Source organism: Dyella ginsengisoli, assembly GCF_044904665.1.
Taxonomy (GTDB): Bacteria; Pseudomonadota; Gammaproteobacteria; order Xanthomonadales; family Rhodanobacteraceae; genus Dyella_A; species Dyella_A ginsengisoli.
The window spans coordinates 24,050-46,633 of sequence record NZ_JADIKM010000007.1; the positions used below are offsets into that span (position 1 = coordinate 24,050).

A 22,584-nucleotide genomic window follows, 5' to 3' on the forward strand; every position below is an offset into this window, starting at 1 on the left:
CCGCGGCGGCGCCTTCGGCAGCGGCTACAATTCATGCCATGTCTCCCGCTTCCGAGCCGGCCTTCGACGGCAAGGCCTTCGTCCGCACCCTCTCCACGTCGCCCGGCGTCTACCGCTACTTCGATGCGGACGACGAGCTGCTGTATGTCGGCAAGGCCGGCAACCTCAAGAAGCGCGTCGGCAGCTATTTCCTGAAGCCGCGAATGGAGCCGCGCATCGTGGCGATGGTGTCGCAGATCGCGCGCGCCGAGATTACCGTCACGCGCACCGAGGGCGAGGCGCTGCTGCTGGAATCGCAGCTGATCAAGTCGCTCAAGCCGCGCTACAACATCCTGTTGCGTGATGACAAAAGCTATCCGTACATCTACCTGTCCGGCGGCGAGGATTATCCGCGGTTGGCCTTCCATCGCGGCGCGCGCAACCTGCCGGGACGCTTCTTCGGGCCGTACCCGAGCACCTACGCGGTGCGCGAGAGCCTCAACCTGATGCAGAAGCTGTTCAAGGTGCGCCAGTGCGAGGACAGCTACTTCCGCAACCGCTCGCGACCCTGCCTGCAGCACCAGATCGGCCGCTGCACGGCGCCCTGCGTGGGGCTGATCGGTCGCGAGGACTACGCCGTGGACGTGCGCCACGCGCAGATGTTTCTCGAAGGACGTTCCAGCGCGGTGATCGACGAGCTGGCCGGATCGATGGAGCAGGCCGCCGCGGCGCTGAACTTCGAGCGGGCCGCCACGCTGCGTGACCAGGTGGCGGCGCTGCGCCGACTGCAGGCGCAGCATCACGTGCAGGGCGCCAGCGCCGACATGGACGTGATCGCCTGCCGCATCGAGTCCGGCATTGCCTGCGTCAGCGTGCTGTTCTTCCGCGACGGTATCAGCCTGGGCACGCGCGACTTCTTCCCGCGCCTGCCGCTGGACGCCGAGCCGGCCGACGTGCTGGCCCAGTTCATCGCGCAGTACTACCTGGAGCGTCCGGTGCCGCGCGAGCTGGTGGTAGGCGAGGCGCTGGAGGACGAGGCGATCCTCGCCGAGCTGCTGGCGCAGCAATCCGGTCATGCGGTGGAGATCAAGACCCGCGTGCGCGGCGAACGTGCGCAGTTCCTGCAGATGGCCGAGCGCAATGCGCAGGCTTCGCTGACCCAGCGCCTGGCCAGCCGGCAGACGCTCGGCGCACGCTTCGACGACCTGCAGAAGGTGCTGGGCCTGGATGAGCCGCCCAAGCGCATCGAGTGCTTCGACATCAGCCATACGCGCGGCGAACTCACCGTGGCCTCATGCGTGGTGTTTGGTCCGGAAGGGCCGGACAAGTCGCACTACCGCCGCTTCAACATCAGCGGCATCACGCCGGGCGACGATTACGCCGCGATGCACCAGGCGCTCACCCGGCGCTTCCGCAAGGTGGCCGAGGGCGAGGGTGCCAAGCCCGACGTGCTGCTGATCGATGGCGGCGCCGGGCAGGTGGCGCAGGCGCTGGACGTACTGCGCGAGCTGGGCGTCACCGGCATCGAGGTGGTCGGCGTGGCCAAGGGGCCGGGCCGGCGTGCGGGCGAAGAGACGCTGGTACTCGCCGACAGCGGCCGGGAGATCCATCCCGGCTCGTCCTCGCCGGCACTGCACCTGGTGGCCGCCGTGCGCGACGAGGCGCACCGCTTCGCCATCAGCGGCCATCGCAAGCGGCGCGAGAAGGCGCGCGAGCGCAGCGTGCTGGAGGACGTGCCCGGCATCGGTGCGCGTCGCCGTGCGGCCCTGCTCAAGGCGTTCGGTGGACTGGCCGGGGTGGAGGCCGCTGGCGTGGAGGAGCTCATGCAGATCAAGGGCATCGATCGCGGGCTCGCCGAACGCATCTATGCGGCGATGCATCCTTAACCGCCCGGTGACCTGGGCGCGGCGATCACGTGGCGGCGTGCGACACTTGGCGGCAGAGTCACCCGAGGAAGCAATTCGTGATGCGTATCAACCTGCCCACCTGGCTCACCCTGTTCCGCGTCGCGCTGTTGCCGGTGATGGTGGTGGCCTTCTACCTGCCGTTCCGCGGGCACAACATCGTGGCGGCGGTGGTGTTCCTGCTGGCTGCGTTGACCGACTGGCTGGACGGCTATCTCGCCCGCCGCATGAAGCTCACCTCGGCGTTTGGCGCGTTCCTCGATCCGGTGGCCGACAAGCTGATGGTGGCGGTGACGCTGTTCCTGCTGGTGGAGTCGCACCACCGCGTGGTCGAGTCGCACTACGGCGCCGCATTGCCGGACCACGACTGGTTCGGCGTGGTGATGGCGGTCACGGCGGCGATCATCGTGGGCCGCGAGATCAGCATCTCCGCCCTGCGCGAGTGGATGGCCGAGATCGGCATGCGCGCGGCGGTGAAGGTGGCCTTCATCGGCAAGCTCAAGACGGTGATGCAGATGGTCGCGCTCACCGTGCTGATCGTGCAGCACGATGCCGAGACGCTGCGGCTCTACCATGTGGGCGAGTTCCTGCTGGTGGCCGCGGGCGTGCTCACCATCTGGTCGGGCCTGTACTACGTACGTGCGGCGTGGCCGGCGCTGAGCGGCGACCTCGATCGCCGTCCGGAGGAACGCGACGATTCCTGAAGCAGGGGGTTGACGGGTCGCGATCAGACGCTAGAATGCGCGACTCCGATGCGGGAATAGCTCAGTTGGTAGAGCACGACCTTGCCAAGGTCGGGGTCGCGAGTTCGAGTCTCGTTTCCCGCTCCAAGTTATGATCTACAGACTTCTACTGACGTCTGTAAGTCGTTGAAAAGAGGGGCTTCGGCCCCTTTTTTCATTCCAGCGAGCGCCACGGAAATCCACCCACAGCCAGCCTTTTTTAGGCGCCAATTTAGGCACAGGAATACGGGTGAGGCGGCTTCCGTATAGTTGCTGGGGCTGAGCGGGAACCATGACGAGCATAAGGCCTAAGTCATCACTTAGGAGCCTCGAAATGGCACTCTCTGATCTGATCGTCCGGCAGGCCAAGACCACCGGCAAACGCTATACCCTCCACGACAACGACTGCCTGAGCCTGATGGTCTCTGCCGCAGGCGGCAAGTCATGGATCTTCCGCTATTCCTGGCTGGGCACGCAAAAGCGCATGTCCCTGGGCAGTTATCCCGCCCTCAGCCTGCGGGAGGCCCGTGCCGAGCGGGACAAGGCCCAAGCCCTGATCGCCAGGGGGATCGATCCCCGGATCGAGCGTGATCAGCGCCGGCACGCGGCCAGGCTGGCAGGCGAATACACCTTCAAGAACGTCTTCGATGCCTGGGTCGAGCATCGCCGCAAGGAACTCAAGGAAGGCCGTCAAAGCACGCTGTCGCAGATCCTGCGCATCTTCAACAAGGACGTGCTGCCTACCTTGGGAAAGATGTCGATCTACGACATTCGCCGGCCCCAGCTGGTGGGCGTGGTGGCGGCGATCGAGAAGCGCAAGGCGTTCACCACCGCCGAGAAGGTGCGTACCTGGTTCAACCAGATGTTTCGCTATGCCCTAGTCATCGCCGAGGGGCTGGAAGTCAACCCGGCTGCGGACCTGGACGTGGTGGCCGAACCTAAGCCCCCAGTGGCGCACAACCCCTACCTGCACCTGCCCGAGCTGCCCGAGTTCCTTCAGAAGCTCCGGCGCTACAACCCCCGCGGCTGGCAGACCCAGCTTGGCGTCCGGCTGCTGTTCCTGACGGGGGTGCGCACGGGCGAACTGCGGCTGGCCGAGCCTGAGCAATTCGACCTCGACCGCGGTTTGTGGATCATCCCGCCCCAGGTCGTCAAGCAGCTCCAGGACGAAATGCGCAAGGCCGGCAAGCGGCCGCAGGACGTGCCGCCTTACATCGTGCCCCTGTCCCTGCAGGCCATCGAGATCGTCCGCTATCTCCTGGGCGTGATGCGGCCGGCGCAGAAGTACCTGCTGTCGCACCGCAGCGAACTCAAGAAGCGCATCAGCGAGAACACCCTCAACAAGGCCGTGCAGCTCATGGGCTACGAGGGGCGCCTGACCGGCCACGGCATCCGCGGCACCATCTCGACCGCACTCAACGAGATCGGATACCCGAAGATTTGGGTGGACGCGCAGCTTTCGCACTCCGATCCAAACAAGGTCAGCTCGGCCTACAACCACGCCAAGTACGTGGAGCCGCGCCGCCGGATGATGCAGGACTGGGCCGATCGCCTGGACCTGCTCGAACAGGGCGAAGTGGAAGCTGCGAGCGCGCACCTGACCATTCGTATCGACGGGGTGCCGGTGATGGCAGAAGCGGAGGATGTGGTGAGTGCGGCCCCCACGGTGGCCGAGCCTGTTGCCTCCGGTGTCTCGCCCGTGGTGGCCACGCCCATCGTCGTGACCCCCAACAGCGGCGGAATCACGTTCCAGAGGCTGTCGCAGGTGCCGCCACCCCCGACGCATGCCCCGGAGCCGGAAGTCTCCGCCATTCAGCGCGAGCGCGAGGAAATGCTGGCGATGTACGAGTCGCCGAACAACCTGCCGGTCCCGCTGTTCGGCAAGCTGGCTGGGAAGTCCAAGGATCAGATCAATCGGGAGCTGAAAGCGGGCAAGCTGCTGTCCATCAGTCTGGGCAACCGGGGGCAGCGGGTTCCCGACTGGCAACTGGTGCCGCTCAAGCACAAGCTGGCCCAGGTGCTCATGAACCAGTGCCCTCGCGCGGATTCGTGGGAGCTATACCGCATGCTGACCCAGCCACACCCCGATCTGGGGGATCGCGCGGCCATCGATGCGGTCACGCCGACCAATGTGCCCACAATCATCCGGGTCATCATGGGCGACTACCAGCGCCATGCGGATGCGCCCGAGGCCGTTGCCATATGGCCCACCCCCGGCGATGTGCGGCAGAGCGTGCGTCGGCTGGTGGACAGCGCGGTAGTGTTTGAGGGGGCCTGATCCTGCGCGTCAGCTATGGCCGGGATGATGGCCCCGGCCGTAGGTGCCACTATGTGACGCCAGCCCCGGTGACTTGCAGCGCTCTGCGCTCGAACCGCTCCGAAGTGGAATTGGCATGCGCGTGGGGCCGCTGCAGGTATGTCGCGATCTCGTAGGGACCGCCGGCGAGCGGTCGCACGGTGATTCCCCATTCATGGGCACGCTCAATGCGCGATCGCGTAGATACCCCGACGCCATAGCCCGCTGCGACCCATAGCGCCATCATCTCGAAGGAAGTCACCCGTTGGAGGTTCTCCTGGTCCACTGGCATGAGGGAGGCCAGCCTCTCATCCAGCAGGGGGCAGGCTTCTGCCTGCCAGCGATAGACGGGATAGTCCCGAAGATCGGCGATGGCGAGCTTCGCCTCGTCGAATAAGTGGAACCGTGTCGGCATGGCGACAGCCATGGTCTCGGTCCATAAGAGCTGCGTTTTGAGAGCGGGGTCGCTATACCCCTGAAGCGACATCCCGACGTCATAGCGGCCTTCAAGAAGCCCCTCAAGCAGGACGTCACCTGCAACCTCGAAAACCGCGAGGGTGACGCCCGGCTCCTCTGCGCGTTGACGCGCGAGAAGCGCCGAGAGTTGAGATGACGATACGCCCGGTGCTACCGCAAGCCTAAGACGGGGGGACGGGCTGGTGGCATCGTGCATAAGAGCCCCCAAGAAGAGAATTGATCAAGAAACCAATCCGACATGATACCCATGAGTTAAATTTAACGTGGTTAAATTCTAGTGACTGCCTGACGCTTCTGCCGATGCAGAGGCGTACTGTTCAACGGGGGCGTCCCCCTGGCACAACCAGATATGAAGCCGAGCCAGCCCAGGCTTTTGGCAAGGCTGTGCGCGCGTTCCGCATGGACCAGGGCATCGCTCAGGAGGAACTGGCCGGGCTGGCTGGAATAGAGCGTTCCCACATGGGCAAGATCGAACGAGGGGAGCATTTGCCCTCCTTGGCCCTGATACTGAAAATCGCCACTGCGCTGAAGATGAGTGGGACCGATCTAATGGCCGCCACAGAGCGCAATATGGATTCCACTGTCGAATCTTGAGCCAGGTTAGTTACCCAGCCCTTCGCGCAGGCGCGCGATAAACCGCTCCAGAGAGGCCGAAGAGGCGCTATTGTCGGGCCGAAGCACGTAGGTCGTAATAATTGCGGATTCAACAGCCAACGGGCGTATTACGACATCAGGCCGCTGTGTGGCTGGAGTTCTGTTCGCGGCCATGAAGCCAACACCATAACCGGCACCGACCAGCGTGAGCATCATGTCCAAAGAGGTTACATGCTCAACGACGTTTTTCTGGTGTCCCAGAGGTCCTAGAAGGCGCGCCAGCTCGCGGCAGTAACCCTCGCAGACTTGCGGATCGCACAAGACAAGCGGGTGACCGCTAAGTTCATGAAGTGGCACTTCCTTGTGAGCGAGTAGCGCGTGCCGTGCCGGTACGGCAATTACCAGCGGGTCTCGCCATATTGGTTCGGCAACGATACCGTCGTTGACATCCGCGGTGTGTGCGAAGCCGATCATGAAATCGCCGGATCGAAGCCCCCGCATCTGTTCGGCCAAGGGTACTTCGGACAGGCGTATTTCGATCTCTGGTTCTTCGGCGCGGCAACGGGCCAGGAACGATGAAAGCCTAGGGTCGATTGCTCCATCAGACACCGCGATACGCAGGCTACCCCGCAAACCCGCCGCGACGGCCTTGACGTTCTCCCGGGCTTGTTCGAGAACGGTGAAAAGCCTGCGAGAGTCTTGCAGGAAGGCAACTCCTGCGGCGGTCAGCCGCGTTCCTCTGCGATCACGATCAAAGAGTACGACCCCTAGTTCGTCTTCCAGCTCTTTGATCGCCCGAGACAAGGGCGGTTGTTCGATATGCAGCCGCTCCGCGGCGTGCGTGAAATGCAGCTCGTCAGCCAAGACGACAAAGTAGCGAAGATGTCGCAGTTCCATGTCCCCAGCCCCTTCTGCCGCCTGGGCGGCCTGTTGCTATGATCTGATATAGACCCATCCTGTCCGCTGCATGCGCGCGATTTCGATCACGGCTGGGCCTGCCATCACCTGGAGCGGCGGCCGGTTCTCCCTGCCGATCCGGGTCAGCGTCGTCGGGCACACCCAGGTGTGGATGTCCACCTCGGCATGCGCTTGATCGAGTGCTGCCTTGACAGCCTCTGCATTGAGAATGATGCGCAGCTCGGCATCAGGCGCTTCGCGCAGGAGATTGACCGCATTCTTGCGTGCGCGCTCCAGTGCTGCGGGAGTTGGCGCATGCAGGATCACTTTCAATGCTTGGTTCTGGATGTTTTGGCTCATGATGGTTCGGGCGTGATGGCGGAAAGAAGGAGTCCGTTTACGGGTTGAGTTGCTGGGATGCCGACTTCAAGGCGCTCTGCAGCATCTCCTCGATGGATGGGTGGTAGAACGGCATCGTCAGCAGGTCATTGACGGTCTGCTTGGCCTGGATTGCCCAGGCGAGCAGGTGCGCCAGATGCTCGCCTTGCGTCAGCAACATGCTGGCCCCAAGCAACAAGCCAGTGCCGGGTTCGACGTAGATGCGCAGCAGGTTGTCCTGGGCACCGAGAATCTTCGAGCGCCCGTTGCCACTACCTTCCGCGATGCCGACCACGGCATCTTTCTTCATTGCGGCCTGGTAGGACATGCCGACAGCGCAGACGTCGGGATCGGTGAACAGGATGCTGATCGGCACCCGACGCGGCGCCCCCTGCCATTGTTCGCCACGCAGGCGCGTCAAGGCGGCCTGGGCCGCCATCTGGCCTTCGTCGGCGGCCTCGTGCATCAGCGGACGATCCGGCTGCACATCGCCCGCGAAGAAGATCGGTGCATCCGATGCCTGCATGGTGGAGGCGTCGATGTTCGGCCGGCCTGCCTTGTCCAATAGGATGCCTGCCGCTTGCAGATTGAGCGCTTCGGTATTGGGCTGGCGGCCAGTCACGACCAGCAAGCGATCCACGAGCGCTTCATGTTTGTCGGTGCGCATGCGCACCTTGTCGCCTGCCAGGGTAACTTCGACGGGTGCTCCCAGCCACATGGGAAACTCGCCGCCGAACCTCGAAAGCGCCCGATCCTGCACCTCGGGATCTTGAATACCGCCGATCGTGTCCTGTTGGTCGGCACCGATCACCTGCACGTCAAGCCGCGACAGGGCCAGGCCAAGTTCCAGGCCGATCGCTCCCAGTCCTAGAATCCCCAGGCGCTGCGGCAGTTCTTTCTGCTCGAAAAGGGTGTCGGTGGTGAGGATGTGGGAGGCCGCGCCGTCCAGCGACTTGGGCACCACCGGATGCGAGCCCGTGGCCACGATGAAAGCCTTCGCTTCGATACGCTGGTCGCCGACTTCCAAGGTGCCTGGCGCGACAAAGCGAGCCTCGGCCATGATCAGGTTTTCGCCGACGGCCTTGCGCGTGCGCTCCGCGGCAGCACCGGCCAGAGCATCCCGCGTCTGGCGGGTATGCCGCCACAAAGCCTGCGGCCCTTGTGCGGAGAGCGTGACGCCCGCGGGCAACTCCTTGGCCGTCGTCCAGCGCATCCCCGCATGCAAAGCGGCCTTCGACGGCATGCAGCCTACGCGCGCGCAGGTCGTCCCCAGCGGTCCACGATCGATCAGGACGACATCCTTTCCTGCCGCCTTGAGTGCATGAAATGCCGTGATGCCGGCGGTTCCAGCACCGATGATGGCGATATCTACTTTCCTTGCCTGCATTGGAAATCTCCGTCCAATCAATTAACCAAATAGCGAATCTCTAGCCCACGTTGCGCATGAGCATGAGAGCCGCCACGGACACGCAGGTGATCGAGAACACCCGCTGCAGCATCTTTGAAGGAATCCTTAGCGCCACAGCGCGACCACCCGCCATGCCCACCAGCGCGGTGAGTACGAATGCCCAAGTAGGCGCGGTAAGCAGCAGGCCATGACTCCATGCGATGAACACGGTCACGGCGGACAACAGCGCGATCACCATGAGCGAGGTCGCGACGATGCTGTGCATGCGCAGCTCGCTGAAATGCGCCAAGGCTGGGACGATAATGAAGCCGCCGCCTACGCCCAGCATGCCCGTGGCCAAGCCGGACACGACGCCGATACTCCCCAGCGTGGTCGCGGTTCGCAGGTTCCAGAGAAAGCGCCCCGTGTCTTTGGAGACCTTGCACGCCTTGGCCTGCTCGTCGCCCAAGTCGCTATCGGCTTGGGGGCTGCGCGAGGACAGGAACATCCGGTACGCGATGATGAGCATGATGGCCACGAAGACCATGTTCAGCCACCGCGGCGAAAGCCAGTGCGCGAGCTGAACACCCAGCGGGGCAGTCACGGTGCCGGCGGCCGCCAGCACCATCGCGGCCTTGTACCGGACAATACCCCGCCGCAGTCCCTGTACAGCGCCCAATGCCGCCGCCGCACCCACCGCAAGCAGCGCCACGGGTGCGGCACTACGTATGTCCATGCCCAAGCCGAAAACCAACGCCGGCACCGCGAAGATGCCGCCGCCGGCGCCGGTCAATCCCAGCACGGCTCCGATGATGAGGCCCAGCAGCCCACCTGTCAGTGAGAGCATAGTGAACGCCCCTTTCAGCTATTTTCCTTGTGCAGCCTCGGATGCAATCCGAGAGAAGCGAGCATCGAGTTCCTCCGCCTCCTGACGCAGCATTTTTGCGTCATCGCTGCTGCCAACGTCCTCGATATATGGCGCGAAAATATGACTGGGTTCGACCCACGACAGCGTTGCATGCCCGTCATCCCGCTCAGTCACATAAAACCGGATTGGTGCCTCGATCATCGCCGGCACACTGAGGCGCAAAATATCGACGGCAAACTTGTTGTTGAAGACCCCCACCACCCGGTTTCCCGGAATGTGGATGCCGCGCTTTGCAGCAGCCTCCGTCGGGCCAACATCAAAGACAACATTCAAGTCGTTCGCGGAGACCGCTTTCTTGAGATTGGCGAGCAATTCCGAATAGCTCTGGCTCGTCTCAATCACCCTCCAGCCATCCTTGGGCCAATCGACTCCTGCGGCCGACGGAGCGGCGACAAGCAGGCACACCAGGCCAAAAAACAAGCCAGCAATCAGGCGATGGTTAGTGGACATGATTCACCTCCTTGAATTGCAGTTGGTTAGCCCAGTAGGTGCAGCTCTGGCGCGCGATGCGGCACATATCGCATTCGCGCGCCAAAGGATGGGTCTCAGCGTGGTCCCAGCACCTCGGCCAACTGGGGCCCCTGAGGCATGCCGTTATATTTCTTGAGTACGCCATCGGGGCCACGAACGACGATGCCAGGAGTTCCGCGGAAGCCCATGCTCAACATCAGCATCTGGTTGTCATCGAGGGTCTTCCGTACATTTGCTGGAATGCTCTTGGCCGGTGTAATCCCGCCCTGGGAATACTTCCGCTCGTTTTCCAGCAACGCTGCCGAGGGATCAGCGGCACCCAGGATTGCCGCAGCTTTGGCGGGACTGTCTTCCCTGATGATTCCGACCATGATGTGCCGAATCTGGACCTTGCCAGCATCGACCCAAGGACGTGCGGCTTCCCAGAAGCGATGGCAATAGGGACAGTTGGCGTCGGAGAAGGCATACACGATGCGCGGGGCATTCGCTTGCCCGTCCCGGACAGAGGTTGCAGATTGGAGCTGCGCCCATTCCTTGTCGCTGAGCGGCTTGGCCGCCAGATTGTTCAGGGCTGCCTCATCGATCGGCTCTCCCTTGGCATTCAGGCGTGTTCCCACGATGGCATTGCCATCGCTCGTGATGTAAATGGCGACGGGCCTGTCACCGGCAACTGCCGCGAAAGCGCGCAGTCCGCCTCCGACCTTGAATTCCTGCATGACGGTCAGGCCCTGATCCTCCAGCGCCTTCAGGGCGGGCGGCTGGTTGGCGGTTTCCGCCTGGCTGCAGCCGGTGACCAACAGCAGGCTGGCGGCCAAAAAGAGGGAAATGCGAGAGCGTTTTGCAAACATGGTTATTCCTTTTCTGTCTTGATCTGTTGGGATTGCGCGAAACGGCGCGACACCGTGTTTTTGAGGCTGGCCATCGAGAGTTCGCCCAGGTGCGTATCCACCAGGCGTCCGTGCTCATTGAAGAACAACGTGGTGGGCAGGCCTCGCGAAGCAACCGCCTGCATGGTTTGGGAAGCCGGGTCGAGCAACACATCCTTGAGCTGCAGGCCTTGGGCTTCGAGAAAAGCACGCGCCTGCTGGGCGCTTTCACCCTGGTTGACCATGACGAAAGCGATCTCGGGATACTGCGCTTGCGCCTGCTCGAACACCGGCATTTCGCGACGGCATGGCGGACACCATGAAGCCCAGAGGTTGAGCACGACTGGCCGTCCGATATAGGAGTTCAGGACAACAGGCTTTTCGTCGAGCGTGGCGAGCGCCAAGGCTGGCAGCGGCGGTGCCGAGCGCTGCAACAGCTCAAGCACGCCACCTGCGGCAAACCACGCCAAAAGTCCGGCTGTAACACCTACCAGTACAGGGCGGCGCAATGCCCGGGTCGAACGGGTGCGCCACCAGATGAACACCAGCGTTGCCGCGACACCTATCCACCAGGTGAAGCCTTGGTCGCCGATGAAGAACATGGACATTGGCGACTGCGCGTACTCGTCCCACCACTGCGCGATATAGCCCAGGCGAGCTGCTACAAATCCCAGGAACACCGCGTCCATAAGCATTCCGCCGGCCGCCTTGTACGGCGAGTCGGGCAGTCGCTTGGCAACCATGCGAGCTACTGCCCAGGCCAGCAGCACGGCAGCGAAGACAGCCACGACCTGGACGGAGAAAGGCCCCACGCTGATCATCAGGAGCCCGCCTTGTCCAGATGATCCAGGAAGGTGCGAGCATCGATCTCACCCACCACGCGCAGATCCCGGCGTTCCTTGCCGTCCGGGCCAACCAGAATGAGTGTGGGCGGTCCCATGACGCCCCAGCGCTTGAGCAGAGCCTGGTCGGTTGCATCATTGCGCGTGACGTCCGGCCGCACCACCTGCATGCGCGCCAGCCGGGACGCGACAGCGGGGTCTCCGAATACGTTGCGCTCGATCACATGACAACTGACGCACCAGTCGGCGTAGAAGTCGATCAGGGTCCATTGGTCGCGCGAAGCCGCCTGGGCCAAATGCGCATCCACGTCCTCGACCGATTTCGCCTGGACGAAAGCGACACCAGCCTCAGCGGATGCGGCCGAAGTCGATCCACCGCGCAGATGCGCCAACGGCTGCAAAGCGGATTCGCCCCCGGATGCAGCGCCGACCAGCATCAGGACGGACCACAAGCCGGCGAAGACAGCACCGGACCGCAGCGTCCATGCCAGCCGATGCTTCGCCGCCACGGCCTGACCCCAGGCGATCAGGCCAATCGCCACGGACAAGACCCAGGCCCCCCAAAGCACCAGGCCCACGGTGCCGGGCAGGAAGCGCGTTAGCATCATCACGGCCATGCCGACCATGACGTAGCCGAATGCCACGCGCACGCGATCCATCCATGCGCCCGGGCGAGGTAGGACCCGGGCACCGAACACGGCGATGGCCAACAGGGGCAATCCCATGCCCAAACCCAGCGCGAACAATGCCATTCCGCCATAGACCGCGCTGCCGGTCTGTCCGATGTACAGCAATGCACCCGCCAATGGCGCGGTCATGCAGGGGCCGACCAGGAGCGCCGAGAGGAAGCCCAGTGCTGCAGCGCCGGGGATGCTGCCGCCCGAGCGGTCTCTGCCGGCAGACTCGACACGATTGACCAGGGCCGAAGGCATCTGCAGCTCGAACAGGCCGAACAACGAACTCGCCAGGACGAGGAACAGGGCCGCGAACGCTCCCAGCAGCCAAGGCGATTGCAGGGTGGCCTGCAGGTTGGCACCGGCCATGCCAGCGGCCACACCCACCACCGCGTAGGTGCCCGCCATTGCCACGACATAGGACAGCGAGAGGAAGAAGGCCCGTCGCGGCTTGGCTTGGCTGCCTACGACCATGGAGGAGACGATGGGGATCATCGGCAGCGAGCATGGCGTGAAGGCCAACAGCAACCCGAAGCCGAAGAACAGCAGCGTTCCCCATACGGGGCCGAGTGCGGCAAGCCGCTGCGCTGCCGCTTGATCCTCGGCGATCTCGGTCGCCCCCGCCACGCTGCCTTGGCTGGCGGGTGCCGCGGTTGGGCTCTCGTGTGTGGAGCCATTGCCTGCGGTAGATGTGCCTGCTGCCACTTCCGGCAGTGCCAGGTTCACGGTCTGCGGCGGATAGCAGATGCCTGCTTCGGCGCACCCTTGCCAATGGAGTGTCAGCGGGCCGGCGGCAGTGACGGGAAAGCGCAGATTGAGCGCATCACCCTTATAGATTTCCGTGTCGCCAAAGAACTCGTCGTGCTTGGCAGTTCCTGCTGGAAGGGTCAGGCTGATCTCATGGCCCCGCGCATCGACCAATTTGATGGCATGGCGGTAAACGTAGTAGCCATCGGCGATATGTCCTGCAATTAAGAACGAGTCGCCTTGTTGCTGCGCTGGGTCCAGCTTGAATACTTCGGCAACGTCCAAAAACTGCCGTTCGCTACTGCCCCAGGAGGGAAGAAGGCCATTCGCCCAGGCGCTGCCGACCATGCAACAACACAGTAGAAAGATCGCAACTATGCGCCGATAAAAAGCCAAATCCGAATCCTCCAAGCAAAGCTGCTTGAAGGATGCGCTCGCTCGATTAAGCGAAACTAAAGTGCCGTGAGGGCCTATCTTTTCGCTGACGTGAAAGGGATTTCTGTCCTACCATGAGCATTTGATCGAGGCAAGGTGAAGCGGAAATGCGGGTACTGCTGGTAGAGGATGACGAGTTGATCGGCAAGGGAATCGTCGCCGGTTTGCGAAAGCACGGCATTTCCGTCCAGCATGTCCTCACGGCACAGGACGCGGAAACCGTGCACGCAGAAGAAACCTTTCATGCCTTGGTACTCGATCTCGGTCTGCCCGACCGGGATGGCATGGAATTGCTGGCCAGCATGCGGGCGGTCGAACCGCAGTTGCCCGTCTTGATCCTCACCGCACGCGACGCCATCGAGCACAGGCTCAAGGGGCTGCATGACGGTGCCGACGACTACATGGTCAAGCCGTTCGACCTGCGGGAACTCGCGGCCCGGTTGCACGCGCTGGTCAGGCGCACGCAAGGTCGCGCTGCCCAGGTCATCTCGGCCGGCCCTTTGCGATTGGAGCCGGAGAGCGGGCTGGCCTGGTTCCAGGGCGAGGCCGTCACCTTGTCGCGCCGCGAAGTCGATTTGCTGGCCCATCTCGCCAACGCCGATGGCCGGTGGGTGCCCCCCGACATGCTTAACGAACGCCTGTACGGACTCGGGGAAGAAATCGGCAGCAATGCGCTCAACGTGCATATCCACAACATCCGCCGCAAGCTCGGGGCCGAGGCGATCGAGACGGTTCGCGGACTCGGTTATCGGCTGGGCTGGAGGCTTACGTCATGAGCCTGCGCCTTCGCGCCGTTCTGATCGCCGGCATTTCGCTGCTGGTTCTGTGGAGCGCTGCCGCGGGCTGGATGATGCGCGGCGTTCATTCCAATCTCGACCGAACGCTCGACGGTCGCCTTGCCATGTCGGCACGCATGGTGTCGGGGCTTCTTGAACGCGCGGCACTGGCCCCCAACTCGGCCTCCACCGACTTCACCGAGGCCGTGCGCGTCAGCGGCAAGGAAGGCATCGCATGCGAAATTCGATCCCTGCGTGGGGAGATCCTGGCACGCACGACCACTGGACCTCATTCGGAATTTGAGTCGCTGCCGACAGGCTTCAGTACGCGGGAGGTTCTGGGGCACCAGTGGCGGGTCTACGTTCTTCGTGCCGATGGCTATCAGATCACTACGGCCGATCGCGTGGATCAGCGGGACATGCTGATCAACGAATTGCTGAGCGTGGCTGGCGTACCGTTCGTGATCGCCTTCCTCGGCGGCTTGGCTGCGCTTTGGATCGGCATCGGCCGGGGGCTGTCCCCGCTGAAGGCGCTTTCACAGCAGTTGCGCGACAAGCATGCGGACGATACATCCCCGATCGCCGTCAACCACTCGCCCTCCGAACTGCGTCCGGTTCTGGATGCGATGAATGGGCTTCTCAGGCGCTTGGCACGGGCGCTCTCCAGCCAACGGGCATTCACCGATGCCGCGGCGCACGAACTGCGCACGCCGCTGACCGTAATCGACACGCACCTGCAGGTAGCCAGGATCAGCGAGGGCGACGAGGTGGCGTCCTCGCTTTCCAGTGCAGAGGAAGGGGTGAAGCGACTGCGGCGCACGCTGGACCAGATGATGACCCTGGCCCGTGCCGAGGCACCTGCCGATAAAGCGGACGGCTGCACCTGCGTGGCCGATTGTGTCCGTGGCGTGCTGGGGCAATGGAACGCCGACGAAGGCAAGCGCCTGTCGCTGACCGTCAACGGCGAAAGCATCGGAACTCCAGTGCCCAGGTCGATGCTGGAAACGGCGGTTCGCAACCTGGTTGACAATGCGATGCGCTATTCGCCCCAAGATGCCGTGATCGATGTCAGCGTGCTCTTGGAACAGGATGCGCCGCGGTGCTTGATCACTGTATCGGACCGTGGCCCTGGCCTCACTACCGAGCAGGCAGCGCAAATCGGCCAGCGCTTTTGGCGTGGCGACCAGGGCCGGAACAGCAAGGATGGGTCAGGCCTGGGCATTTCGATCGTGCGTGCGATTGCGGCGCGTTTCGGTGGCAGTCTTGAATTGAGGCCAAGGGATGGAGGCGGCCTGATCGCGGAGATTTCCCTGCCGGGAACAAACGCACCGAGGGACAGCACTTTCCCTGGATAGAGGCTCGATGCCTCGATGCAAGGGGTTGATCGCCTGCCTCTCCATCCGGCCATGGCGCGTTCCTTATCGGACAACGGCCGAGTCGAGGAATCGCTCCGCGTCCAGTGCCGCCATGCAGCCGAAGCCGGCCGAGGTAATGGCCTGACGGTAGTGCTGGTCGGCCACGTCGCCGGCGGCGAACACGCCTTCCACCGAGGTCTGGGTGGCGTTGCCGCCCAAGCCGGAACGGATTTCCAGGTAGCCGTTGTTCATCGCCAACTGGCCCTTGAACAGCTCGGTGTTCGGGCTGTGGCCGATAGCGACGAAGAAGCCGTGGGCGTCGATGTCGCGGGTGCTGCCGTCCAGGGTGGACTTCACCCGCACCCCGGTCACGCCCATGTCGTTGCCCAGCACCTCGTCCACCTCGTGGTGCCAGACGGTCTCGACCTTGCCGGCGGCGACCTTGGCGAACAGCTTGTCCTGCATGATCTTCTCCGCGCGCAGGGTGTCGCGGCGGTGCACCAGGTAGACCTTGCGGGCGATGTTGGACAGGTACAGGGCCTCCTCGACCGCGGTGTTGCCGCCGCCGACCACGATCACGTCCTGGTCCTTGTAGAAGAAGCCGTCGCAGGTGGCGCAGGCCGAGACGCCGCGGCCCTTGAACGCCTCCTCGGACGGAATGCCCAGGTACTTGGCGGTGGCGCCGGTGGCGATGATCAGCGCGTCGCAGGTGTACTGCGCGCTGTCGCCGGTCAGGGTGAACGGGCGCTTGGACAGATCGGCGGTGTGGATGTGGTCGAATACCACCTCGGTCTCGAAGCGCTCGGCATGGGCCTGCATGCGCGTCATCAGGTCCGGCCCCATCAGCCCATGGGCATCGCCCGGCCAGTTGTCCACCTCGGTGGTGGTCATGAGCTGGCCGCCCATTTGCAGGCCGGTGAGAACCAATGGCTTGAGGTTGGCACGGGCGGCGTAGACCGCGGCGGTCCAGCCGGCCGGCCCGGAGCCGAGAATGATGAGCTGATGGTGTGTTGCCATGGTCATGATGAGTGTCGGTTGATCAATTGGAAGGCGGGTCGGCATGCTCAGATCGCAAGGGCGACCAAGAAGCGGGACACCATGTTGTAGGCGGCGACCGTCGCGACCGCCTCTACCGTCTGCTGCTCTCCGAAGAAGGCCTTGAGCTTCTCGATGACGGCAGCATCGACTTCGACGTTGCGGGTGGACTGGTCCGTCAGTTCCAGCAGCGCTCGCTCCTTGCCGTCGAAAAGCGAAGCGATACCGTCGGCGCGCATCGCATCGCATTTTTCTGGCGTGCCCCCGGCCTGCAGGTAGGCGGGCTTGTGGACATTCCACTCGAATTCGGCCCGGTTGAGCACGGCAACGCGGCACATGATGAGTTCTCGGTATTCGAGGGGCAGCTCAAACTCTGCCCGCACGCGACCGAGCAAACCGTTCCAGCCGGTCGCCAGGGGAAAGCTCTTGAGCAAGACGCGATCGATACCGATCAGCTCGCCGTTCGGGCGACGGGCTTGCATGTTTTCCAGAAGCTCGGGGGGAGCGTTATCGCCGTCCTGCCAAGGTTTCACTCTTACATGGGTCATTGGTGTTGTTCTCTATGGGCGGTCGGGGGGCTGCAGGTGCGCTACGGCCGACGCGGTGATGCCGAGCGGTCGCACCGTCCGGTTCAATCGAGGTGGTTGTTGATGAAGCGAAGGACGTTGGGCTTGGGCGCTGCGCCGGTCATCCGGTCGATCACCTGGCCATCCTTGAACAGCACCACCGTTGGGATGCTCTGCACGCCGAAGCGGCCAGCCAATTCCGGGGCCTGGTCGATATCGACCTCGCCGAAGTGCGCGCGATCCTGCATGTCGCGGGCGACGTCCTTGAAGATCGGGGACATCACCCTGCACGGGCCGCACCATTCGGCCCAGAAGCGGACGGCATAGACGCCGGGCACCTGGCCGAGCGTCGTATCGAAATTGTCGTTGTTCAGCTCTTGAAGCATGGGGGGTCCTGAAGTTGGAAAGGAGTCACTGGCGCAGCCAGTGCGGATCGCTGCAAGCAGAGAGGCTTGGTTGAGCAGCGGATGGGAGGGATGGCTGCCGGTTGCGGCAGTCGTGCGCGGGCGGGGATATGCTTTGCAATATACGTTCAATTATTTGATTGAATGATAGTGCGATGGTATCGTGGCGTCAATGAACCCGCCCGCCCACATCGACGGCAGCAGCCGTCTGGACCCATTGGCCGAAGTCGCCAAGACCTTGGGGCATCCGCATCGCCTGGCGCTGCTGGAGCAGATCGTGCGAGGGGAAAGGTCGGTCGAGAAACTGGCCGAGTTGACCGGGATCACGGTGGCGAACGCCTCTCAGCACCTTCAGCACCTGAAGCGTGCTGGCTGCGTGCAGACGCGGCGCGATGGCAAGCACATGCTCTATCGCCTCGGGCCGGGACCGTTGGCCTCGGTGGTCGTGGCGCTGCATGACTACGTGGAGTTCCAGCATTCCCGCATCCGCGAGGCCATCGCCGATAGCCGTCAACGGCCCCAGGAGATGGAATCGGTCTCGATCGACGGCCTGCTTGATCGCATGGATGAAGGGGCCGTGGTGCTGCTGGACATTCGCGGCGATGAGGAGTTCGCGCAGGCTCATTTGCCGGGCGCGATCAATATCCCGCTGGAGCAACTGGCCGACAGGATCGGTGAACTGTCCCGGGATACGGAGGTCGTGGCCTACTGCCGCGGTCCGTACTGTGTGCTATCCATGCAGGCCGTGAGCATCTTGCAGGCTCACGGGATGCAGGCCACGCCACTGGCGGGGGGCGTGCCCGAATGGCGGGCGGCGGGCCTTGCGCTGCAAGGCAGCACCGGCCCCGTCTCCTGAGCAGTACCGGGCAATCCTCACGCCCGGCTTGCTTCCCGAATCAGGAAACTGGTTACCTGAAGCGCGCGCTCGGGGCTGCCGGCGGTTTCTCCGTCCGCGTACCAACGTCCGGCGATGCCTAGCGCCGGCACACCCGCCACCTTGAAATCACTGGTCGTCTGCGTTGCGCGTTTGGCTCTGGTCATGGTCGAGAACGAGTGATACGCCTCGGCGAACTTCTTGCCGTCCAGTCCAGGTTGCTTGTCGGCCCAAGCTAAGATGGCATCGTCGCCGAACAGGCGTTGGTGCTCTTGATGGATGGCCCGGAAGATCCTGGGTCGGAATTCGTCCTCTTTGCCCAGAGCCTGCAGTGCGTAGTACATGCGCTGTTTGGCTTCCACGTCACTGCCTACAAAGGGCACAGGAACGCGCCGGAAGGATGCGATGGAGGGAAGTTGCCTCGTCCAGATTTCGAGCTGCGGCTCGAAGGCAGCGCAGTGCGGACAGTTGTACGAGAAGAACTCAATGACCTCCACCTTGCCAGGCGGCGCATCGACCGGCACGGGTTTGTCCAGCTCCAGGAAATCCTTGCCCGCTTTGAAAGCCTCTTGGGCGGAAACGCTATTGGCCAGCGGCGCCAAGGGCACCATCGCAGCGGCAATCAGAAAATGACGTCGTTTCATGCGGGGGGTATCTCCAGGGTCGGGACTGCTCCGATACCACTGTCGGTCTGGTGAAAGGGCCATTCAGAAGCTGTAGCTTTCGCCATCATCGGGAACGAGGACTCGCTGAGGGTCGAGCGATTTCTCCTTGATGTAATCCTTCAGTTCCTGCCGGCTTTGCGTCGCATGGTTCAGGGATTCCAAGTGCACCGCCACGATATAAGCGCCAGGGGCGGCTTGATTCACTCGATATAGATCCTCTTTGCCCATGATGATGGCGCCATCGATATCGTTGAATCGCACATAGCCCGCGTTCAGGACGATGACGTCCGGGCGGTATGTGGCGAGAGCGTCCTGGACGTGGGTATTCCAGACGGTATCGCCAGCCACGTAGAGCGACTTGAAGCCTGGGCGCTGGAAGACCACGCCAGACACCGTGCCCAGAAGTTTCCCGCGGACGGCCATTGCAGCGTCGCTGCCATGCTGGCCGCTTGTCTTGATCAGGCGGACTCCCTTGAATTCGGTTGCCTCATTCAAGACGCGCACGTCCCGAAAGCCGGAGCCTCGGATCGTCCTGGCATCCTCATCGTTCTGCGCAAAGATCGGCATGTCTTTCGGGATGCGTTCTTTGGCCTCGTTGTCCCAATGATCGAAGTGCAGATGCGTGACGATTACCGCATCCACGTCGATCACTTTTTCAAGGGGTATGGGAAGGTCTACGGTAGGGTTGCGGATTTCGCTGTTGAAGCTTCCCGGTGCCGCGGGATATGAGCCTTTTTTCGCCAGCATCGGATCGACCAGAAACCTGACGTCGCCGTAGTCGATCTTGATCGTCGCGTTCCTTATCTGCTGCAGCACAAACGATTTCGTTCCAGCACTGGACGCTGGTGCCGATTCGGCGGACGCGCTGGCAGCAGCTCCTGCGGCGATAAAGCCCGCAATGAGCAGGCTTGCATATTTGCGTATCAGTTCTTTCATGGACATGGATAGGGTTCTCCTGAAGTAATGGCTTGGCGAAGTGAATTGCACAGCCGCGAGCCCGGATATTTGCCGGGCCCACCAAGCCGAAAAAGTGAACGAAAGCGGTTTCCCGGCAAACATCCGTGCCCAGTTCAATAGGAACTAGATGTGCAAGGTGTTGTATCCCTTGTCCTTAAGCTCAAGCAGATGGATGGTTCCGCTTCGGGTTGTGCTCAGTCTCTTGTCCAGTTGGTCCTTCGTGACCCCGAACACGGCCATCGCGTTCTCGCAGACAACGATCTTGGCACCGTAGTCCTCGCTTTTTGCAAACCACTCGGCCAGTGAATGGTCGTTTGCAAGATCCTTGACCACCGCGCCTACGGCCACGATTTCAAAGGTCAGTCCTTTCTTCTTCACGTCCATTTGCTTGGCGGTCAACACCGCGGCCTTGAAGTGCAGCACGTCCGAAACCATCAGCGCGAACTTGGTGGAGGTGCCTTCATAGGGAATTACGATGTCCGGCATCTTGTTGATGTCGGGCATCTGCGGGCCTTGGGCAAAGCCGTTCGTTGGGGAGGCGAAAAAAGCCAGTACTGCAAGAAGGAGGGAAAAGACTGTTGTTTTCATTTTTCGTTTCCTCGCGTGGTGAAAGAGAACTGGCCAAAAGCCGGATGCTGGGCTGGTCCGATTAAGCGAAAATAAAGCCGTGCCTGGGGGGCTGGACCGCCGGCCATCTTCATCGCTGTCCCCCGGTAGCCCGTTGCGGTGTGTCCTTGCTTGTAATGAGCAGGTGGACCGTCCGTATGACCAGGTAGCCGATGAACACGTTGGCGCCGACGAAAACCGGCACGGCCAGAACCTGTGCCGAATGGATGCCGGCCTGTGCCAGCTTCAGGCCGCTGACGGTTGCAGCGGCCACACCGAACGTATAGGCCCAGTAGGCGGGGATGAAGGGCTGCACGCCCAACCAAAGGCCAAGGCGCAGGCCAAGCAATAGCTGGAAAAGGCCATAGCCCCACAGCATGAGAAGCCAGTGGTCCGTGCTGCCGGGAGACAGGGCCAGCCAGGCCATGGCGCAAACGACGGGTGGCGCGAATTGAATACCAATCAGCGGACGTTGCGGCGCCGGTATCGATGTCGAGTGCCATAGGCGATGGATGACCAGGGATTCGAGGGCCAGCCACGAGAAGAATCCCGCGCCCAGGAAAATCCATCCCCAATCAGCGCTGCCTAGCGCGCCCAGCGCGGCCGCCGTGGTGAGATTTCCTGCGACCGTGGGCAGGTACAAGGTCGGAAGCATGTCCTCCGAGTTCCTCCCGCCTTGCCAGAGCGTGCCGGTGTGCCAAAGCGCGAAGCCGATATTCCAGGCAATGCCGCCGATCGTCAGGAGCCACGCAAGGGCCATGGAATACGGGATCACCGCGATGGCGATGAGCAAGGTGGAAACCGCGATCAGTGCGGGCGTTCCACCCTGGACCGGATGCAGGAACTCGGCCTTTGCCGCCTCGAAATTCCGAATCGACTGCCAGACGTAGCCGATGATGAGCGCAGCCCAGATCAGTCCGGCCATCGCGAGCAGGGCTTCGCCAATGGCAGAAGGCAAATGCCAGAGCTGCACAGCGGAGCGCCAGGCCTGTCCCAGGCCGGCGACTCCAAGGACGACCCCAAAATACGATGCCGGAATTTGCCTCCGCTTGATGCGATGGGCTTCCATCTCCAGACCCCTATCGTTCACAGGTGGTCTAGGCCCGCTGCGCAGCGCCGCCGAGGAGTCGGCGAGCCTGATGACGGTCAAGCGGTGTCACTTGCCGCCGCCGCAGCAGGTCTTCGCCGAAGCCGATGCGGCGGCGCGGTTTTGTTCGATCAGGACGGGGGTATAACCCGCATCGGCGATGGCGTCCTGGAGTTCCTTCGGATCAGCGCTACTCGATTCGATTTGCACCAGGCTCTGGCTTTGATCGATGGTGAACTTGGCATCCTGATCCGCTGCCTTCAGCGCCTTCGTGATCATGCTGACGCAGTGCCCGCAGGTCATGTCCTTGACTTCAAAACTGATCATGAGATTTCTCCAATGGAGTTACTGGTAGGGAACTGGCACTGTGGGCCTTGTCACGGTGGGAAGGTCAAGGGGTATTTTTTCTCGGTAATCCATGCCGCCAGATGCCGCGCGTCGCTGGTCCAGAAGTGACCTGCGGCACGATATGCAATGGTTTCGGATCATCCGATCCGCTGCTTGCGCACGGGGATCACGGTGGGGCTCTGTTGCAAAAATCGTGAAGCTTGAGCATGCTTGGCGGAGATTGGACGGACGGAACGATGACGGATTTCAAGTGGCGCCATTTCCAGGGTGATGTGATCCTGTGGGCGGTGCGCTGGTATTGTCGCTATCCGATC

The 22,584-nt window shown here is 62.6% G+C and carries 24 protein-coding genes, 1 tRNA gene and 1 pseudogene; 9 read left to right on the forward strand and 17 right to left on the reverse strand.

From position 1 onward, the window contains the following. Positions 1-38: 38 nt before the first annotated feature. The 4 genes from uvrC to ISP17_RS19180 all read left to right on the forward strand — a co-directional run bounded on the left by uvrC (position 39) and on the right by ISP17_RS19180 (position 4,883). On the forward strand, positions 39-1,865 hold the full coding sequence (uvrC, locus tag ISP17_RS19165; RefSeq protein ID WP_404636119.1) for an excinuclease ABC subunit UvrC: 1,827 nt from the start codon (positions 39-41) through the stop codon (positions 1,863-1,865). 80 nt (positions 1,866-1,945) lie between these two features. Further along, entirely contained in the window at positions 1,946-2,587 is a 642-nt protein-coding gene (locus ISP17_RS19170) for a CDP-alcohol phosphatidyltransferase family protein (protein WP_404636133.1), read from the forward strand. A gap of 50 nt (positions 2,588-2,637) precedes the next feature. Further along, positions 2,638-2,713, forward strand: a tRNA-Gly gene (locus tag ISP17_RS19175). Positions 2,714-2,939: 226 nt separating this feature from the next. Beyond that, a complete protein-coding gene (locus ISP17_RS19180; protein WP_011347495.1) occupies positions 2,940-4,883 on the forward strand; it encodes a tyrosine-type recombinase/integrase in 1,944 nt (647 codons plus the stop codon). 49 nt (positions 4,884-4,932) lie between these two features. Here the strand turns inward: ISP17_RS19180 and ISP17_RS19185 are convergent, their stop codons facing one another. Next, positions 4,933-5,574, reverse strand: a complete 642-nt coding sequence (locus tag ISP17_RS19185; RefSeq protein ID WP_011347496.1) for a substrate-binding domain-containing protein — start codon at positions 5,572-5,574, stop codon at positions 4,933-4,935. A 104-nt stretch (positions 5,575-5,678) separates the two neighbouring features. Between ISP17_RS19185 and ISP17_RS19190 the strand changes: the two genes are divergently transcribed. Continuing rightward, positions 5,679-5,972: a helix-turn-helix domain-containing protein gene (locus ISP17_RS19190; RefSeq protein WP_011347497.1), complete on the forward strand. Its 294-nt coding sequence runs from the start codon at positions 5,679-5,681 to the stop codon at positions 5,970-5,972. A 6-nt stretch (positions 5,973-5,978) separates the two neighbouring features. On the opposite strand, the gene ISP17_RS19195 is transcribed toward ISP17_RS19190, so the two are convergent. The 8 genes from ISP17_RS19195 to dsbD all read right to left on the reverse strand — a co-directional run bounded on the left by ISP17_RS19195 (position 5,979) and on the right by dsbD (position 13,573). After that, positions 5,979-6,869 (reverse strand): LysR family transcriptional regulator, encoded by an 891-nt coding sequence (locus ISP17_RS19195; RefSeq protein ID WP_011347498.1) that lies wholly within the window; start codon positions 6,867-6,869, stop codon positions 5,979-5,981. A 36-nt stretch (positions 6,870-6,905) separates the two neighbouring features. Next, positions 6,906-7,229 carry a DsrE family protein gene (locus tag ISP17_RS19200; RefSeq protein WP_011347499.1) on the reverse strand — a complete coding sequence of 108 codons (324 nt, stop codon included), beginning with the start codon at positions 7,227-7,229 and terminating at the stop codon, positions 6,906-6,908. 37 nt (positions 7,230-7,266) lie between these two features. Continuing rightward, positions 7,267-8,634: a dihydrolipoyl dehydrogenase gene (locus ISP17_RS19205; RefSeq protein ID WP_011347500.1), complete on the reverse strand. Its 1,368-nt coding sequence runs from the start codon at positions 8,632-8,634 to the stop codon at positions 7,267-7,269. Positions 8,635-8,674: 40 nt separating this feature from the next. Beyond that, positions 8,675-9,481, reverse strand: coding sequence for a sulfite exporter TauE/SafE family protein (locus tag ISP17_RS19210; protein WP_011347501.1), 807 nt, complete (start codon positions 9,479-9,481; stop codon positions 8,675-8,677). Between the two features lie 18 nt (positions 9,482-9,499). Then, entirely contained in the window at positions 9,500-10,012 is a 513-nt protein-coding gene (locus tag ISP17_RS19215) for a DUF302 domain-containing protein (protein WP_011347502.1), read from the reverse strand. Positions 10,013-10,107: 95 nt separating this feature from the next. Then, entirely contained in the window at positions 10,108-10,881 is a 774-nt protein-coding gene (dsbG, locus tag ISP17_RS19220) for a thiol:disulfide interchange protein DsbG (RefSeq protein ID WP_011347503.1), read from the reverse strand. A 2-nt stretch (positions 10,882-10,883) separates the two neighbouring features. Further along, positions 10,884-11,720 (reverse strand): TlpA disulfide reductase family protein, encoded by an 837-nt coding sequence (locus tag ISP17_RS19225; RefSeq protein ID WP_011347504.1) that lies wholly within the window; start codon positions 11,718-11,720, stop codon positions 10,884-10,886. Further along, entirely contained in the window at positions 11,720-13,573 is a 1,854-nt protein-coding gene (dsbD, locus tag ISP17_RS19230; protein ID WP_228903360.1) for a protein-disulfide reductase DsbD, read from the reverse strand. The genes ISP17_RS19225 and dsbD overlap by 1 nt, the downstream gene beginning before the upstream one ends. A 131-nt stretch (positions 13,574-13,704) precedes the next feature. Between dsbD and ISP17_RS19235 the strand changes: the two genes are divergently transcribed. Beyond that, positions 13,705-14,373, forward strand: coding sequence for a response regulator (locus ISP17_RS19235; protein WP_011347506.1), 669 nt, complete (start codon positions 13,705-13,707; stop codon positions 14,371-14,373). After that, positions 14,370-15,728, forward strand: coding sequence for an ATP-binding protein (locus ISP17_RS19240; protein WP_011347507.1), 1,359 nt, complete (start codon positions 14,370-14,372; stop codon positions 15,726-15,728). The genes ISP17_RS19235 and ISP17_RS19240 overlap by 4 nt, the downstream gene beginning before the upstream one ends. A gap of 63 nt (positions 15,729-15,791) precedes the next feature. On the opposite strand, the gene trxB is transcribed toward ISP17_RS19240, so the two are convergent. From trxB to trxA, 3 genes are all read right to left on the reverse strand, one after another. Next, entirely contained in the window at positions 15,792-16,751 is a 960-nt protein-coding gene (gene trxB, locus ISP17_RS19245; RefSeq protein WP_011347508.1) for a thioredoxin-disulfide reductase, read from the reverse strand. A 41-nt stretch (positions 16,752-16,792) separates the two neighbouring features. Next, entirely contained in the window at positions 16,793-17,245 is a 453-nt protein-coding gene (locus ISP17_RS19250) for a carboxymuconolactone decarboxylase family protein (protein ID WP_011347509.1), read from the reverse strand. Between the two features lie 149 nt (positions 17,246-17,394). Beyond that, positions 17,395-17,715, reverse strand: a complete 321-nt coding sequence (trxA, locus tag ISP17_RS19255) for a thioredoxin (RefSeq protein ID WP_011347510.1) — start codon at positions 17,713-17,715, stop codon at positions 17,395-17,397. A gap of 190 nt (positions 17,716-17,905) precedes the next feature. On the opposite strand from trxA, the gene ISP17_RS19260 reads away from it, so the two are divergent. Next, the gene (locus ISP17_RS19260) at positions 17,906-18,589 is read left to right on the forward strand and encodes an ArsR/SmtB family transcription factor (RefSeq protein WP_011347511.1); all 684 of its coding nucleotides are present in this window, start codon (positions 17,906-17,908) and stop codon (positions 18,587-18,589) included. A 17-nt stretch (positions 18,590-18,606) separates the two neighbouring features. Here ISP17_RS19260 and ISP17_RS19265 read toward each other — a convergent pair whose 3' ends face one another. The 5 genes from ISP17_RS19265 to ISP17_RS19285 form a co-directional block, all read right to left on the reverse strand. Continuing rightward, entirely contained in the window at positions 18,607-19,251 is a 645-nt protein-coding gene (locus ISP17_RS19265; RefSeq protein WP_011347512.1) for a thiol:disulfide interchange protein DsbA/DsbL, read from the reverse strand. A gap of 63 nt (positions 19,252-19,314) precedes the next feature. Next, positions 19,315-20,214: an MBL fold metallo-hydrolase gene (locus ISP17_RS19270; RefSeq protein ID WP_011347513.1), complete on the reverse strand. Its 900-nt coding sequence runs from the start codon at positions 20,212-20,214 to the stop codon at positions 19,315-19,317. A gap of 138 nt (positions 20,215-20,352) precedes the next feature. After that, complete coding sequence (locus tag ISP17_RS19275) at positions 20,353-20,817, reverse strand: DsrE family protein (protein WP_011347514.1); 465 nt, start codon at positions 20,815-20,817, stop codon at positions 20,353-20,355. Between the two features lie 109 nt (positions 20,818-20,926). Further along, positions 20,927-21,904, reverse strand: coding sequence for a dicarboxylate transporter/tellurite-resistance protein TehA (gene tehA / locus ISP17_RS19280; RefSeq protein WP_011347515.1), 978 nt, complete (start codon positions 21,902-21,904; stop codon positions 20,927-20,929). A gap of 87 nt (positions 21,905-21,991) precedes the next feature. Next, on the reverse strand, positions 21,992-22,249 hold the full coding sequence (locus tag ISP17_RS19285) for a heavy-metal-associated domain-containing protein (protein ID WP_011347516.1): 258 nt from the start codon (positions 22,247-22,249) through the stop codon (positions 21,992-21,994). A gap of 257 nt (positions 22,250-22,506) precedes the next feature. On the opposite strand from ISP17_RS19285, the pseudogene ISP17_RS19290 reads away from it, so the two are divergent. Then, positions 22,507-22,584: pseudogene (locus ISP17_RS19290) on the forward strand (IS6 family transposase); the annotation flags it as partial.